Origin of the sequence: Bradyrhizobium sp. BR2003, assembly GCF_009720285.1 — a bacterium.
Lineage (GTDB): Bacteria > Pseudomonadota > Alphaproteobacteria > Rhizobiales > Xanthobacteraceae > Bradyrhizobium > Bradyrhizobium elkanii.
Map to the genome: position 1 here is coordinate 68285 of NZ_SMYJ01000046.1, position 12971 is coordinate 81255.

General features: G+C 65.3%; 12 protein-coding genes and 1 pseudogene. 8 read left to right on the forward strand and 5 right to left on the reverse strand.

Annotated elements, in window-relative coordinates; all coding sequences use genetic code 11:
- Positions 1–25: 25 nt before the first annotated feature.
- Positions 26–1777, forward strand: coding sequence for a type I secretion system permease/ATPase (locus E2I15_RS36110; RefSeq protein ID WP_137481018.1), 1752 nt, complete (start codon positions 26–28; stop codon positions 1775–1777).
- Positions 1774–3084 carry an HlyD family type I secretion periplasmic adaptor subunit gene (locus tag E2I15_RS36115; RefSeq protein WP_137481019.1) on the forward strand — a complete coding sequence of 437 codons (1311 nt, stop codon included), beginning with the start codon at positions 1774–1776 and terminating at the stop codon, positions 3082–3084. Before E2I15_RS36110 ends, E2I15_RS36115 begins: the two co-directional genes overlap by 4 nt.
- A 162-nt stretch (positions 3085–3246) precedes the next feature.
- On the opposite strand, the gene E2I15_RS36120 is transcribed toward E2I15_RS36115, so the two are convergent.
- Positions 3247–3729 (reverse strand): CinA family protein, encoded by a 483-nt coding sequence (locus tag E2I15_RS36120; protein WP_137481020.1) that lies wholly within the window; start codon positions 3727–3729, stop codon positions 3247–3249.
- A gap of 173 nt (positions 3730–3902) precedes the next feature.
- Between E2I15_RS36120 and E2I15_RS36125 the strand changes: the two genes are divergently transcribed.
- The 4 genes from E2I15_RS36125 (at position 3903) to E2I15_RS36140 (ending at position 7179) form a co-directional block, all read left to right on the forward strand.
- Positions 3903–4979, forward strand: coding sequence for an amidohydrolase family protein (locus E2I15_RS36125; protein ID WP_137481021.1), 1077 nt, complete (start codon positions 3903–3905; stop codon positions 4977–4979).
- Positions 4976–6085: an amidohydrolase family protein gene (locus tag E2I15_RS36130; protein ID WP_137481022.1), complete on the forward strand. Its 1110-nt coding sequence runs from the start codon at positions 4976–4978 to the stop codon at positions 6083–6085. Before E2I15_RS36125 ends, E2I15_RS36130 begins: the two co-directional genes overlap by 4 nt.
- 53 nt (positions 6086–6138) lie before the next feature.
- Complete coding sequence (locus E2I15_RS36135; RefSeq protein ID WP_137481023.1) at positions 6139–6552, forward strand: Rieske (2Fe-2S) protein; 414 nt, start codon at positions 6139–6141, stop codon at positions 6550–6552.
- 120 nt (positions 6553–6672) lie between these two features.
- On the forward strand, positions 6673–7179 hold the full coding sequence (locus E2I15_RS36140) for a class I SAM-dependent methyltransferase (protein ID WP_155262587.1): 507 nt from the start codon (positions 6673–6675) through the stop codon (positions 7177–7179).
- Positions 7180–7218: 39 nt separating this feature from the next.
- Here the strand turns inward: E2I15_RS36140 and tcuB are convergent, their stop codons facing one another.
- The 4 genes from tcuB to E2I15_RS36160 form a co-directional block, all read right to left on the reverse strand.
- Complete coding sequence (gene tcuB / locus E2I15_RS36145; RefSeq protein ID WP_137481025.1) at positions 7219–8322, reverse strand: tricarballylate utilization 4Fe-4S protein TcuB; 1104 nt, start codon at positions 8320–8322, stop codon at positions 7219–7221.
- Between the two features lie 16 nt (positions 8323–8338).
- A complete protein-coding gene (tcuA, locus tag E2I15_RS36150; RefSeq protein WP_170991655.1) occupies positions 8339–9739 on the reverse strand; it encodes an FAD-dependent tricarballylate dehydrogenase TcuA in 1401 nt (466 codons plus the stop codon).
- A 129-nt stretch (positions 9740–9868) separates the two neighbouring features.
- Positions 9869–11179, reverse strand: coding sequence for an MFS transporter (locus tag E2I15_RS36155; protein WP_137481026.1), 1311 nt, complete (start codon positions 11177–11179; stop codon positions 9869–9871).
- A 276-nt stretch (positions 11180–11455) separates the two neighbouring features.
- Positions 11456–12355 carry a transcriptional regulator GcvA gene (locus E2I15_RS36160; protein ID WP_137481027.1) on the reverse strand — a complete coding sequence of 300 codons (900 nt, stop codon included), beginning with the start codon at positions 12353–12355 and terminating at the stop codon, positions 11456–11458.
- 118 nt (positions 12356–12473) lie between these two features.
- On the opposite strand from E2I15_RS36160, the gene E2I15_RS36165 reads away from it, so the two are divergent.
- Both E2I15_RS36165 and E2I15_RS36170 read left to right on the forward strand, forming a co-directional pair.
- Positions 12474–12692 (forward strand): DUF1127 domain-containing protein, encoded by a 219-nt coding sequence (locus E2I15_RS36165; RefSeq protein ID WP_422109864.1) that lies wholly within the window; start codon positions 12474–12476, stop codon positions 12690–12692.
- Positions 12693–12761: 69 nt separating this feature from the next.
- Positions 12762–12971: pseudogene (locus E2I15_RS36170) on the forward strand (GNAT family N-acetyltransferase); the annotation flags it as partial.

Below are 12971 nucleotides of genomic sequence, written 5' to 3' on the forward strand. Positions count from 1 at the left end.
TTTTGTTTTGCAGAGATCAGTTTTTATGGCAGCCGCGCCCGCTGTCCGGCGTTCCGAACTGGCTGAGGCGCTGCGCGCTTGCCGCAGCGCCTTCATCGGCGTCGGCCTTATCAGTTGCATGATCAACCTGCTCTACCTGACAGGTTCGATGTTCATGCTGCAAGTCTACGACCGGGTGCTGCCGAGCCGCAGCGTTCCCACCCTGGTCGGCCTCGTGGTCATCGCCGCGGTCCTCTACATCGCCCAGGGCGTGCTCGACCTGCTGCGTGGACGGATCCTCGGCCGCGTCGGCACCTCGCTCGACGAAGCGCTCAACGCGCGGGTGTTCGACACCGTCGTGCGGCTGCCGCTGATGGCGGGCAATCGCAGCGAGGGCCTGCAGCCGCTGCGCGACCTCGACAATGTGCGCTCCTTCCTCGGCAGCATGGGTCCCGGCGCCTTCTTCGATCTGCCCTGGCTGCCGTTCTACATGGTGATCTGCTTTGCGTTCCATTGGCTGCTTGGCGTCACGGCGCTGGTCGGCGCGATCATCCTGGTGACGCTGACGCTGATCACCGAATACTTGTCGCGCACGCCGGCCAAGGAAGCGATGACGCTCGCGGCGCGGCGCAACGATCTTGCCGCCTCCAGCCGCCGCAATGCGGAAGTGCTGGTGGCGATGGGCATGGCCGGCCGCATGAACCGGCGCTGGAACGAGGCCAACGAGGAATACCTGTCCGGCAACCAGCGTGCGAGTGACGTCACCGGCGGGCTCGGTGCGGTCGCCAAGGTGCTGCGCATGATGCTGCAGTCCGCCGTGCTCGCGGTCGGTGCCTATCTCGTGATCCATCAGGAGGCCACCGGCGGCATCATCATCGCCGGCTCGATCCTGAGCGCGCGGGCACTGGCGCCGGTCGATCTCGCGATCGCGCATTGGAAGGGCTTCGTCGCCGCGCGGCAGAGCTGGCAGCGGCTCAACCGCCTGCTGCAGCAGATGCCGGCGCGCCCTGAGCAGACGCTGTTGCAGGCGCCGGAGAAGAAGCTTTCGGTCGAGGCCGTGACCATGGTCGCGCCGGGCGATCAGCGCGCCATCGTGCAGGACATCACCTTCGCCGTCGAGGCCGGCAGCGGCGTCGGCGTGATCGGCCCGAGCGGCTCAGGCAAGTCATCGCTGATCCGCGCGCTGGTCGGCGTCTGGCTGCCGGCGCGGGGCAAGGTGCGGCTCGACGGCGCCGCGCTCGACCAGTGGTCGTCGGACCAGCTCGGCCGTCATGTCGGCTATTTGCCGCAGGACGTCGAACTGTTCGCCGGTACGGTCGCGCAGAACATCTGCCGGTTCGATCCCGATGCCAAGTCGGACGGCATCATCGCGGCGGCCAAGGAGGCCGGCGTGCATGAGATGATCATCAAGATGCGCGAGGGCTACGATACCCAAGTCGGCGAACAGGGCACTGCGCTCTCGGCCGGCCAGGCGCAACGCGTGGCGCTGGCGCGTGCGCTGTACGGCAATCCGTTCCTGATCGTGCTGGATGAGCCGAACTCCAATCTCGACAGCGAAGGCGACGAGGCGCTGACCCGCGCGGTGCGCGGGGCCCGCGAGCGCGGCGCGATCGTCATCGTGGTTGCGCACCGGCCGATCGGCATCGAGGGCGTCGACCATCTGCTGGTGCTGAAGGACGGCCGCATGCAGACCTTCGGGCCGAAGGAGGCCGTGCTTGCGCAGGTGCTGCAGCGTGCCGCGCCGCCGGTGCCAACGCCGATCAAGATCGTCGCGGATGCGGGAGCCGCCAAGTCATGACCGATCAACCGCGCAATGCACATCGCTCGATCCGCAAGCATCTGATCGTCGGCCTTGCGGTGGTTCTGATTCTCGGCGGGGGCGTCGGCGGCTGGGCCGCGACGGTGCCGATCTCGGGCGCGCTGATTGCGCCGGGCTCGGTGGTGGTCGAATCCAACGTTAAGAAGGTGCAGCATCCGACCGGCGGCGTGGTCGGCGAGGTGCGGGTGCGCGACGGCGACGTGGTCAAGGCGGGCGACATCGTCGTGCGCCTCGACGAGACCGTCGTGAAGGCGAGCCTTGCGATCGTGGTCAAGACCTTGAACGGTCTTTATGCGCGCGCGGCCCGGCTCGAGGCCGAGCAGCAGGGCCGCGACAAGATCGCTTTCCCGCCGCAGCTCCTCGAACAGGCCAAGGATTCGGACGTTCGCGACATCATGGCGAGCGAAACCAAGCTGTTCGAGGTCCGCGTCAACGGTCGCACCGGCCAGAAGGCGCAGCTGCGCGAGCGCGTCACCCAACTCAACGAGGAGATCTCCGGCCTGCAGGCGCAGGAGAGCGCCAAGGACAAGGAGATCGCGCTGGTGCAGCAGGAGCTGGTCGGCGTCCGCCAGCTCTATGAGCAACATCTGGTGCAGCTGACCCGCCTGACCACGCTCGAGCGCGACGCGGCGCGGCTCTCCGGCGAGCGCGCGCAGTACATCGCCTCGCGCGCGCAGGCCAAGGGCAAGATCACCGAGACCGAGTTGCAGATCATCCAGGTCGACAAGGACATGTTGTCGGAGGTCTCGAAGGACCTGCGCGAGACCAACGACAAGATCGGCGAGTTCGTCGAGCGCAAGGTGACGGCCGAGGACCAGCTCCGCCGCATCGATATTCGCGCGCCGCAGGACGGCGTGGTGCTGCAGTCGACCGTGCACACTGTCGGCGGCGTCATCACGGCGGGCGACGCCATCATGATGATCGTGCCGAAGGCCGACGATCTGTCGGTCGAGGCCAAGGTCAATCCGCAGGACATCGACAAGCTGCAGGTCGGACAGAAAACCGTGCTGCGGCTCTCCGCATTCAACCAGCGCACCACGCCGGAGCTGAACGGCGTCGTCACCCGCGTCTCCGCCGACGTCACCACTGACCAGCGCACCGGGCAGAGCTATTACACCATCCGCGTCTCGATGCCGCCGGAAGAAGTCGCGCGCCTCGGCAGCGAGGTGAAGATCATCCCGGGCATGCCGGTGGAGGCCTTCGTGCAGACCGGCGACCGCACCATGCTGTCCTATCTGATGAAGCCGATGAGCGATCAGTTCATGCGCTCGTTCCGCGAGAAGTGAGGTCTGGCGGGCAGGCTTAGCCCAGAGCGAGCTCTTTCCCCACCTCGTCCCTGCGAAAGCAGGGACCCATAACCACCGCTGATCATTGCGGCACAGCGCTGTGGCCCCAGTGTTCTTTAACGCTGGCGGCTGCGCTACGCTTGCCCGGGACGACAGCGGAATTTACTGCGAGAGATTCCTCAACAGCAACTCCAGTGCTGCCTTCGCAAAAGCCTGCATGTTCGCCTGCCGGTCGCCGCTCGCGGTCTCCAGCGTGATCACCTGCTGCCGGGGGCCTGCGACCGCCATGCAGCTATGGCCGGCGGCATCGCCGTAGCGGTTGCCGGTCGGACCGGCGGCACCGGTCTCGGACAATCCCCAATCGGTTGCGAGGCGCTCGCGGATCTGCCGCGCCAGCAATTGCGCGTAGGGTTCCGACGACGAACGGAGCCCGCGCATGGCGTCGTCGGGAATGTCCATCAGCGCGCGCCGCGCGTCGCGCGTGTAGATCACGCCGCCGCCGAGGAAATAGGCCGACGCGCCGGGAACCGCGAGCAGCGATGCCGAGATCAGTCCGCCGGTCGAGGATTCCGCGACCGCGATCGTCTGCCTGTTCGCAATCAGTCTTGCGGCGACCTGTTCGGCGATGGATGTGAGCGCGTTCATCGGCCTTCTTTCTCGTTGCTTGCCATGAAAATCCCGTGGGGCGTTCTGCCTTCCTAGCACAGCACGCAGGCCCTTGCCGAGTTGCAGGCCGCGCCATGGCCTGCTTGAATGCGAGCCAAGAACCAAGCGCCGCCCGACAAGCTTGTCGTGAGAGCGTGCGCGGAGGAAACAGCATGACGTCGCCGATCGCGGGCGGCGTGGATTGCGATCTGCATCCCGCCGTACCCCATCTCACCAGCCTGCTGCCGTACATGAACGACTACTGGCGCGACCAGGTGACCACGCGCGGCATGACCGATCTGATCTCGCAATCCTATCCGACCAATTCGCCGATCTCGTCGCGGCCGGACTGGCGTCCCGCGCAAGGCAAGCCGGGCTCGAGCCTTGCGGACATGCAGCGCCAGGCGCTCGACAGGTTCGGCACGGCCTGCGGCATCTGCAATCCGCTCTACGGCGTGCAGATGGTGTTCTCCGAGGACATGGCCGATGCGTTCTGCCGCGCGCTGAACGACTGGCTGGTCAAGGAATGGCTCGACAAGGACGATCGCCTGCGCGGCTCGATCGTGATCCCGGTGCAGAGCATCGAAAAGGCGGTCGCCGAGATCGAGCGCTGTGCGCAGGACAAGCGCTTCGTGCAGGTGCTGATGCTGGTGATGGGCGACATGCCGCTCGGCAAGCGCCACTACTGGCCGATCTACGCCGCGGCCGAACGGCTCGGCCTGCCGGTCGGCATCCATGCCGGCAGCGCCTATCACAATCCGCCGACCTCGGTCGGCTGGGGCTCCTATCACATCGAGGATTATGTCGCGCAGGCGCAGGCGTTCCAGACCCAACTCACCAGCCTGATCGTCGAGGGCGTGTTCGCGCGCCATCCGAACCTGAAAATGGTGATGCTGGAGTCCGGCTTCACCTGGCTGCCGCCATTCCTGTGGCGGCTGCACAAATTCTGGCGCGGTGTGCGCATGGAGACCCCGTGGGTCGACCGCGCGCCGCTGGAGATTGTGCGCAGCAACATCCGCTTCTCGCTGCAGCCGGTCGATGCGCCGCCGGACGGAGACGCGCTGAACCGCCTGTTCGACCATATGCAGTCGGACGAATTGATCCTATTCTCGTCAGACTATCCGCATTGGCAGTTCGATGGTGACGAGGTGCTGCCGCAGGGGTTGTCGCAGGATCTGGTGCGCAAGATCATGATCGATAATCCGCATGCGACCTATGGCCGGCTCAAGGTGAAGGAGATGACGCCATGAACATCCAGCTTCGCGAGCGTCCCGAAACCGCATCGCCGACCGGCGTCAAGACCGCGATCGCCGACTGCGACATCCATCCGGCCCGCGCCACCAAGGACGAACTGTATCCTTATCTCGAAAAGCGCTGGCATGCGCATCTCGAGACCTTCGGCGTCCATGCCTATCAGGGCATGATGGAAGGCCCGCCCTATCCGAAGGCGCAGCCGAATGCGTCGCGCCGCGATGCCTATCCGCCGGAAGGCGGCCCGCAGGGCTCGTCGCTATCCTTCATGCAGAAGCAGCACCTCGATCCCAACAATGTCGCGCTCGGCGTGCTCAACCCACTCAACACCGGGCAGGGCATCCGCAACCAGGATCTCGCCGGCGCGATCTGCTCGGCCATCAACGACTGGCAGATCGAGAAGTGGACCAGCAAGGACTCGCGGCTGAAGGGTTCCGTTGTCGTCGCCAACGAGGACGGCGTGTCGGCCGCCGCCGAAATCCGCAAGCGCGCAGGCGACAAGAATTTCGTCCAGGTGCTGCTGCTCAGCCGCAATGTCGAGCCGCTCGGCCAGCGCCGCTACTGGCCGATCTATCAGGCGGCGCAGGACGCCGGTCTTCCGATCGGCGTGCACGCTTTCGGCTTCGGCGGCAACCCGATCACCGCATCGGGCTGGCCGAGCTACTATATCGAGGAGATGGTCGGGCATTCGCAGTGCCAGCAGACCGCGCTGGCCAGCCTCGTGCTCGAGGGCGTGTTCGAGCGCTTCCCGAAATTGAAGATGGTGATGGTCGAGGCCGGGTTCGGCTGGGCGCCGTCGCTGGCCTGGCGGCTCGACAAGGTGTTTTCGCGGCTGCATGCCGAGGTGCCGCATCTGAAGCGCAAGCCGTCGGAATACATCCGCGACCACATCTGGTGGACGACGCAGCCGATGGAGGATCCGGAGAGCCGCGACCATCTGTTCCAGACCATCGAGTGGATCGGCTGGGACAGACTGTTGTTCGCGACCGATTACCCGCATTGGGATTACGACGAGCCGTCGCGCGTGCTGCCGGCCGGCGTCAGCGATGCCAATCGCCAGGCGTTCTATCTCGGCAACGCCAAGCAGCTGTACGGTATCGCATGATCCGAAAAAGTGGGAACCGGTTTTTCGAATCAGATCATGCGTGAGAACAACTGATGGCGCGGCATGTGATCGCCTCGGTGGACGAGCTGCCGCCGGGTTCGCGAAAATTCCTCGAGATCGACGGACGGCCGATCGCCGTCTTCAACGTCGAGGGCGAGTTCTTCGGCCTGCTGAACCGCTGCCCGCATCAGGGCGCGGCGCTGTGCGAGGGGCCGCTGATCGGGCTCGCCTCATCGTCCGACCCCGGCGAGATCGAATACACCAAGCTCGGCGAGATCCTGCGCTGCCCCTGGCACGGCTGGGAGTTCGACATCCGCACCGGCCAGTCCTATTGCGACCCGCGCCGCTTCCGCGTGCGCGCCTATCCGGTCAGCGTCGAGCCGGGCACCAATGTGGTGAAAGGGCCGTATGTCGCCGAGACCATCAAGGTCGCGGTGGAGAGCGACTACGTGGTGGTGGATTTGTAGCCGCGACCATCCCGAAATCCTGTTCACCGGAGATGGCAATCGGTGAGCGTCGTGCGAAGCATCCTCTTGCGGGCGTTTGGCCGTCCTCGGGGTCTCCTGGGTAGGCTCGGCGGCGTGATCATGGCGCGCACCAATGCCGATTGCGGCGCGTGGGTCGCAGATCGCCTCGACGTCCGACCTGATGACAGCGTGCTCGAGATCGGGTTTGGTCCCGGCGTCGTCATTCAACGGCTGTCGACATTGGTGCCGGCGGGACGCGTCGCGGGCATCGATCCGTCGCAGGAGATGCTCGGGCAAGCTCGCGCCCGGAACGCGGCCGCGATCGAGGATAGTCGTGTCGAGCTTCGGCTTGGCTCCGTGGAGCGGATGCCATTCGATGCGGATAGCTTCGACGAGGTGCTGGCGATCAACTCGATGCAAGTCTGGCCGGACGCCGACGCCGGGCTACGGGAGGTCCGGCGCGTGATGAAGCCGAGCGGCAGGATCGCGCTCGGCTTTACGCGCTACTCCGGACAGCCCCAGGAAGGGGTGGCGGAAAAGCTGGCAGCAGCCGGCTTCTCGCAGGCTCGGCTGGTCGAGACAAATGAGTGGTTCTGCGCTCTGGCGACAAAGCCCGATGCAGGATGAGTTCGCAAGCCGGGCTACGCTGCGCTAACCCACCGCCATTCATTCCGTCATCATCTGCCGTTCCCGCGCATAGCGCACCAGCGCGACGAAGCGGTAGATGCCGTGCACGAATTTTCCGTAGGGCATGGTGATGAACAGCGCGAACACCACGCCGAGATGCAGCGCCAGCAGCGGGCCCATTGCGGCGGTCTCGCGCCACAGCAGCAAGGCGAGGCCGGTGATGCTGGTCAGGAACAGCATCAGGATGAACGCGATGTCCATGCCCATACGCTGCTCGTCGACCAGCACGCGGTCGCGCTTCCATTTCTCCGACAGGAGCCCGAGCGGGCCGACCACGAGCCCGATGCCGCCGAGCGTGCCGAGCACGACGGGCAGGTCCCACCACGCATAGGGCGCCTCGCGCGCCAGGAGGTAATGATACAGCGTGCCGACGCAGGTCGCGGCGAAGCACAGCGCGAAGCCATAGAAGGTGAAGTGATGATACAGCTTGCGGCGATCGGTCGGCTGGTCGTCCTCGTTGAAGCAGCCGACGCCGCCGCCGTCGAGATAGCGCAGCTCGCCGGCGTCGCGGACCGCCTGCAACAGCGCTTTCGCATCCGTCGTCATGCCGACCGGCTCGCCGATGTCGCGCCAGAACGCGCGCACGCCCATCGCCAGCGCCAGGATCGCGTAGAGCAGGGCGGCGCCGAACAGCAGCGCCATCGCATTGTGCGGCATCAATTTATAGAACGCGCCGGGACCGGTGTGGATGCCGGTGAGCACGCCGCGATCATTGACCGCGGCGAAGCCGAAGATGAAGGCAGCGACGCTGAGCGCTGCGATCAGGCTGATGACGAGGCCGTTGCGCGCGAACGCGCCGGCAAAGGCGCGCGGCCAGGCATAGACCGCATAGGATTCGGCGCGCGCGACCGCGAGCGTCTTCGGTACATTGACGTTGAATTCGTGCGGCGGCGAGAACTGGCAGTCGGTGTAGCAGGCGCCACAGCTATGGCAGAGGTTGGCGAGGTAGTTGAGATCGCCGTCGGAGAAGGCGCGGCGCATCTCCATCGCGGGAAACACCGCGCACAGGCCCTCGCAATAGCGGCAGGAATTGCACACCGTCATCAGGCGGTCGGCTTCCTGCAAGATCCTCGTCCCGTGCATCGTGTCAGTCCCGCCTTCAGTTCCGCGCATTCTTGGCTGCTTCCCGGCCGGCGACGCGGCCGAACACGCTGCCGATGGTCATGCCGATGCCGGCGGCATAGCCCTTGCCGAGCACGTTGCCGGCCATGATCTCGCCGGCGGCGAACATGTTGGCGGACGGCTTGCCGTCCTTCATCAGCATCCGCGCCTCGCGGTTCACGCGGGTGCCGAGATAGGTGAAGGTGATGCCAGGCCGCACCGGATAGGCGAGATAAGGCGGCGTCTCGATCCGGCGCGCCCAATGCGTCTTCGGCGGCGTGATGCCTTGGGTAGCGCAGTCATCGAGGATGGTGTGGTCGAAGGTGCCGGGCTGCACTGCGGCGTTGAACTCGGTGATGGTCTTTTTCAGCGCGGCCGCGTCGAGCTCGAGCTTGCCGGCGAGCTCGGCAATCGTCGCGCCCGCAATCGGCGGAAACAGCGTCGGCATGAAGCTCGTCACCACGGCCGAGTCGAAGATGATGTAGGCGATCTGGTCCGGCTGCGCCGCGACCAGGCGGCCCCAGATCGCATAGCGCTTCGGCCAGATGTCCTCGCCCTCGTCGTAGAAGCGTTCGGCGTGCTTGTTGACGACAATACCGAACACGACCGAGTCGTGGCGCGTGATGATGCCGCCGTCGAATTTCGGCGCGCGCGCGTCGATCGCCACCGCATGGCATTGCGTCGGATCGCCGATCTCCTGCACGCCCTTGGCGAGCAGCATCTTGAGAATCGCGCCGCGATTATAGGGCGTGCCGCGGATCAGGAAATTGTCGGCCGCATCGCCCCAGGACTCCTTCAGCCATTCGATGTTGGCCTCGAAGCCGCCGGCGGCCGCGACCAGGGTCGAGGCACGGACTTCGGTCTTGCCGCCGACCGGCTGCTTCAGCTGCGCCGAAAGGAACATGCCGTCCTCGATCGTGAGGTCGATGACCTCGGCATCGTATAGGATGTCGACGCCGAGCTCCTCGGCGGTACGATAGAGCGCGTTGAGCATCGCGCGGCCGCCGCCGAGGAAGAACGAGTTGGTGCGGCCAAGGCTCAGCGTGCCGCCGAGCGAGGGCTGCCAGCGCACGCCCTGTTCGACGATCCAGTTCAGGATGTCCTTGGACTCGTGGATCATGAAGCGGGCCAGTTCCTCATCGGTCTGGCCGCCGGTCACCAGCAGCAAATCGTTCCAGAATTCCTCCTCGGTGTAGGGGCCGGTGAGGATCTCGGTCGCCGCGTCATGGGCGCAGCGCATGTTGCGGGTGTGGCGGGTGTTGCCGCCGCGATAGAATTTCGGGGCGCCTTCCAGCACCAGCACGGAGGCGCCGGCGCGCCGTGCGCTGATCGCAGCGCACAGCGCGGCGTTGCCGCCGCCGATCACCAGGACGTCGAACCTGCGCGTCAGATCAACCATGCGTTCTTGTTATCGTTGTTGGCATGGAAAGCAACACGGCCGGGCGCATGAGCATGATCCGGAAAAGCGTGTCGCGATTTTCCGTAAGAAGTCATGCCCAGCGAGCCCGCCCGGCCGCGAAGTGGAATATCAGGCCGCAACCGTCTCGCGCTGCTCGATGGTCTGGCCGCCGCGATAGACGATCAGCGCGGCGACGATGCCGAGCGCTGCGGCGCACATCAGCCAGTAGCCGGGCGAAGCCTTGTCGCCGGTCTGCTGGATCAGCCAAGTCGAGGCGAACGGCGTGAAGGTGCCGAACAGCCCGGCCGCCAGTGCAAAGGCCAGCGAGAAGCAGGTGGTGCGGACATGCGCCGGCACGATCTCGACCAGGCAGCCCAGCATGGTGCCGCTGTAGACGCCGAAATAGAACGAGAACATCATCTCGACCGCCAGCATCTTGCCGAACGACGGATTGGTCACCAGCCAGTGCAGCGCCGGATAGGCCGTGATGAGGGACAGGCCGGCGATCGCCAGCAGCACCGGCTTGCGGCCGAGCCGGTCGGACACCGCGCCGCCGACCGGATTCCAGATGAAGTTGGTCACCGCAACCAGCAGCGTCACCAGCAGCGCATCCTGGGTCGAGAGCTTCAGCACGGTCTTGCCGAAGGTCGGCGTGTAGACGGTGACGAAGTAGAAGGTGGTGGTGGTCAGCACCGCGATCATCATGCCGAGGACGACGATGCGCCAGTTCGCGATCGCCGAGGCGAACACCTCGCTCGCGGTCGGATGCTTCTTCATCGCGAGGAACGCCGGGGTCTCCTCCAGCGTCCGGCGCAGGAAGAAGATCACCGGGATGATCAGGCAGCCGACGAAGAACGGGATGCGCCAGCCCCAGGAGGCAACGGTCGCGGCCGGCATGCTCTCGCTGAGGACGAAGCCGAGGATCGAGGCGACGAAGATCGCGACCTGCTGGCTCGCCGACTGGAACGAGGTGTAGAAGCCCCGATTGCCGGGCGTGGCGATCTCCGCGAGATAGACCGAGACGCCGCCGAGCTCGACGCCGGCGGAGAAGCCCTGCAGCAGGCGCGCGATCAGCACGATGATCGGCGCAGCAATGCCGATGGTCGCATAGCTCGGGCAGAGCGCGATCACCACGGTGCCGATAGCCATGATCGACAACGTCACGATCAGGCCCTTGCGGCGGCCGATGCGGTCGATATAGGCCCCGAGCACGACGGCGCCGACCGGGCGCATCAAGGCGCCGAGCCAGAACACGCCGAACGCGTTGAGCAGCGCCGCGGTCTCGTTCTCGGAGGGGAAGAAGGCCTTCGCAATCGCCTGGGCATAGAAGCCGAACAGGAAGAAGTCGAACTGCTCGAGGAAATTGCCGCTGGTCGCGCGCAGGATGGCGCCAAGACGCGATTTGATCTGCGGGACTTGCGATGAACTCGACTGCGACATAACGCCCTTTCCTCCCCGTGACGAAACGGCCGACGCAAATTGTCTCGCCGGCCGAAGCAGTTAGCTGCCATGTGCGGCAATTTGGCACACCTGTCCGGCGCGACCAACCCGAAATCTCGCGGGGGCTATGGGAAAAAAGCCGTAGGTGGAAATCGCAGGGAGCGTCTCGAGCGAACGGGATGCCGGATCGTGGGAAGAAAGCGCGTCAAAACAACGATCTAGGACCTCAGCCCTGGTTCAATCAGGACCGAAGCTCCGGCCGTCGCGTGCGCCGCATCAAGGCGCGGCGTGCGCCGTAGTGCCGAGCCAGCTCCGGAACGCGGAGAGCTTCGGCGTATCGGCGCGTCCCTGCGGCGAAACCAGGTAGAAGCCGGCGTCTGCCGGCAGCGCAATCTTGAAGGGAACCACGAGGCGGCCCTTGGCGATGTCGTCCTGCACATAGGAGGTGCGGCCCATCGCGATGCCGATGCCGTCGATCGCGGCCTGGATCGTCACGAACAGCAGGTCGAAGGTGACGCCGGGCTGCTTGGAAATATCCGTCGGCAATCCCGCCGCGGTCAGCCACAGCCGCCAGTCATCGCTGTTGGCGTTGCTGGTGTGCAGGAGCGTGTGATCCCTGAGGTCCTCAGGGCATTTCAGCGGCTTGGTTCCCTGCAGCAGCGACGGGCTGCACACCGGAAACAGCTCATCCGCCATCAACCAGTCGGCGCGCAGGCCGGCCCATTGGCCGCGGCCATAGCGGATCGCCGCGTCGACCTTGTCGCGCTGGAAGTCGACCAGGCTGGTCGAGGTGGTGATGCGAACGTCGATGCCGGAATGCGCCTCCTGGAAAGCCGACAGCCTGGGCAGCAGCCATTTGGCGGCAAGCGATGCCAGCGTCGAGACGGTCAGCACGTGATCATCGTCCCGGCGCAGCAGGCGGTCGGTGGCGAGCCTGAGGTCGTTGAAGGCGGCGCGGACGCCGGGAAGGTATTCTGTAGCCTCCGGCGTCAGGCTCAGGGAGCGGTTCTGGCGGACGAACAGGCGGACGCCGAGCTCCTCCTCGAGCCGCCGGATCTGATGGCTGATCGCGGTCTGCGTCACGTTCAGTTCGGACGCCGCCAGCGTGAAGCTCATGTGCCGCGCGGCGGCCTCGAACGCCCTCAGGCCATTCAGCGAAGGCAGGCGGCTAGTCATCTCCGGCGTGTCTCCAAATGCATGACTTTAATTCATGCGAAACGGTACAAAGTGTCGTTTGTGAGTGGACCGAATTGGCCCGATATTACCGTGAATGGGTTACCGATAGGAGCCGCAGATGTCCATTTTCACCCACGAATCGATGATAAATCATCATACGCCAAATCATCACGCATCGGGGCTGCTGAACCAGGTCGGCGAGACCCTTCACGTCTGGTGGGAGCGTTACGAGCGCCGCCGTGAGCTGTCACAGTGGACCGAGCGCGACCTGCACGACATCGGCATGTCCCGCAGCGACATCGTTTTCGAAACCGAGAAGCCGTTCTGGCGGGCCTGAGAAGGACGCCATCGCTGGCGCCGCCTCGATGAGGGGCGCCGGCCAATTTCTTCACCCGAGGAGGGTGTCATGCTTGCGCTGCATCTCGACGATCTCAAGCAATACTCTGATGTGCTGCGCGCCAAGAACGGCAGCGAGGTCAAGGTGCGCTTCGTCGAGCCGCGCGACCGCGAGGAGCTGCAGAGCTACATCCGCTCGCTCTCCGCGGGATCCCGCTACAATCGCTTCCTGGGCGCGTTGAGCGAGCTGCCGAAGACGGAGCTCGAGCGTTTCATCCAT

Bases quoted from the DNA above. Each gene is read 5' to 3' on its own strand.
- E2I15_RS36110 (WP_137481018.1), top strand. From the start codon at position 26: ATGGCAGCCGCGCCCGCTGTCCGGCGTTCCGAACTGGCTGAGGCGCTG.
- E2I15_RS36120 (WP_137481020.1), bottom strand. From the start codon at position 3,729: ATGAACGCGCTCACATCCATCGCCGAACAGGTCGCCGCAAGACTGATT.
- E2I15_RS36130 (WP_137481022.1), top strand. From the start codon at position 4,976: ATGAACATCCAGCTTCGCGAGCGTCCCGAAACCGCATCGCCGACCGGC.
- E2I15_RS36165 (WP_422109864.1), top strand. From the start codon at position 12,474: ATGTCCATTTTCACCCACGAATCGATGATAAATCATCATACGCCAAAT.
- tcuA (WP_170991655.1), bottom strand. From the start codon at position 9,739: ATGGTTGATCTGACGCGCAGGTTCGACGTCCTGGTGATCGGCGGCGGC.
- E2I15_RS36125 (WP_137481021.1), top strand. From the start codon at position 3,903: ATGACGTCGCCGATCGCGGGCGGCGTGGATTGCGATCTGCATCCCGCC.
- E2I15_RS36155 (WP_137481026.1), bottom strand. From the start codon at position 11,179: ATGTCGCAGTCGAGTTCATCGCAAGTCCCGCAGATCAAATCGCGTCTT.
- E2I15_RS36140 (WP_155262587.1), top strand. From the start codon at position 6,673: ATGGCGCGCACCAATGCCGATTGCGGCGCGTGGGTCGCAGATCGCCTC.
- E2I15_RS36160 (WP_137481027.1), bottom strand. From the start codon at position 12,355: ATGACTAGCCGCCTGCCTTCGCTGAATGGCCTGAGGGCGTTCGAGGCC.
- E2I15_RS36135 (WP_137481023.1), top strand. From the start codon at position 6,139: ATGGCGCGGCATGTGATCGCCTCGGTGGACGAGCTGCCGCCGGGTTCG.
- tcuB (WP_137481025.1), bottom strand. From the start codon at position 8,322: ATGCACGGGACGAGGATCTTGCAGGAAGCCGACCGCCTGATGACGGTG.
- E2I15_RS36115 (WP_137481019.1), top strand. From the start codon at position 1,774: ATGACCGATCAACCGCGCAATGCACATCGCTCGATCCGCAAGCATCTG.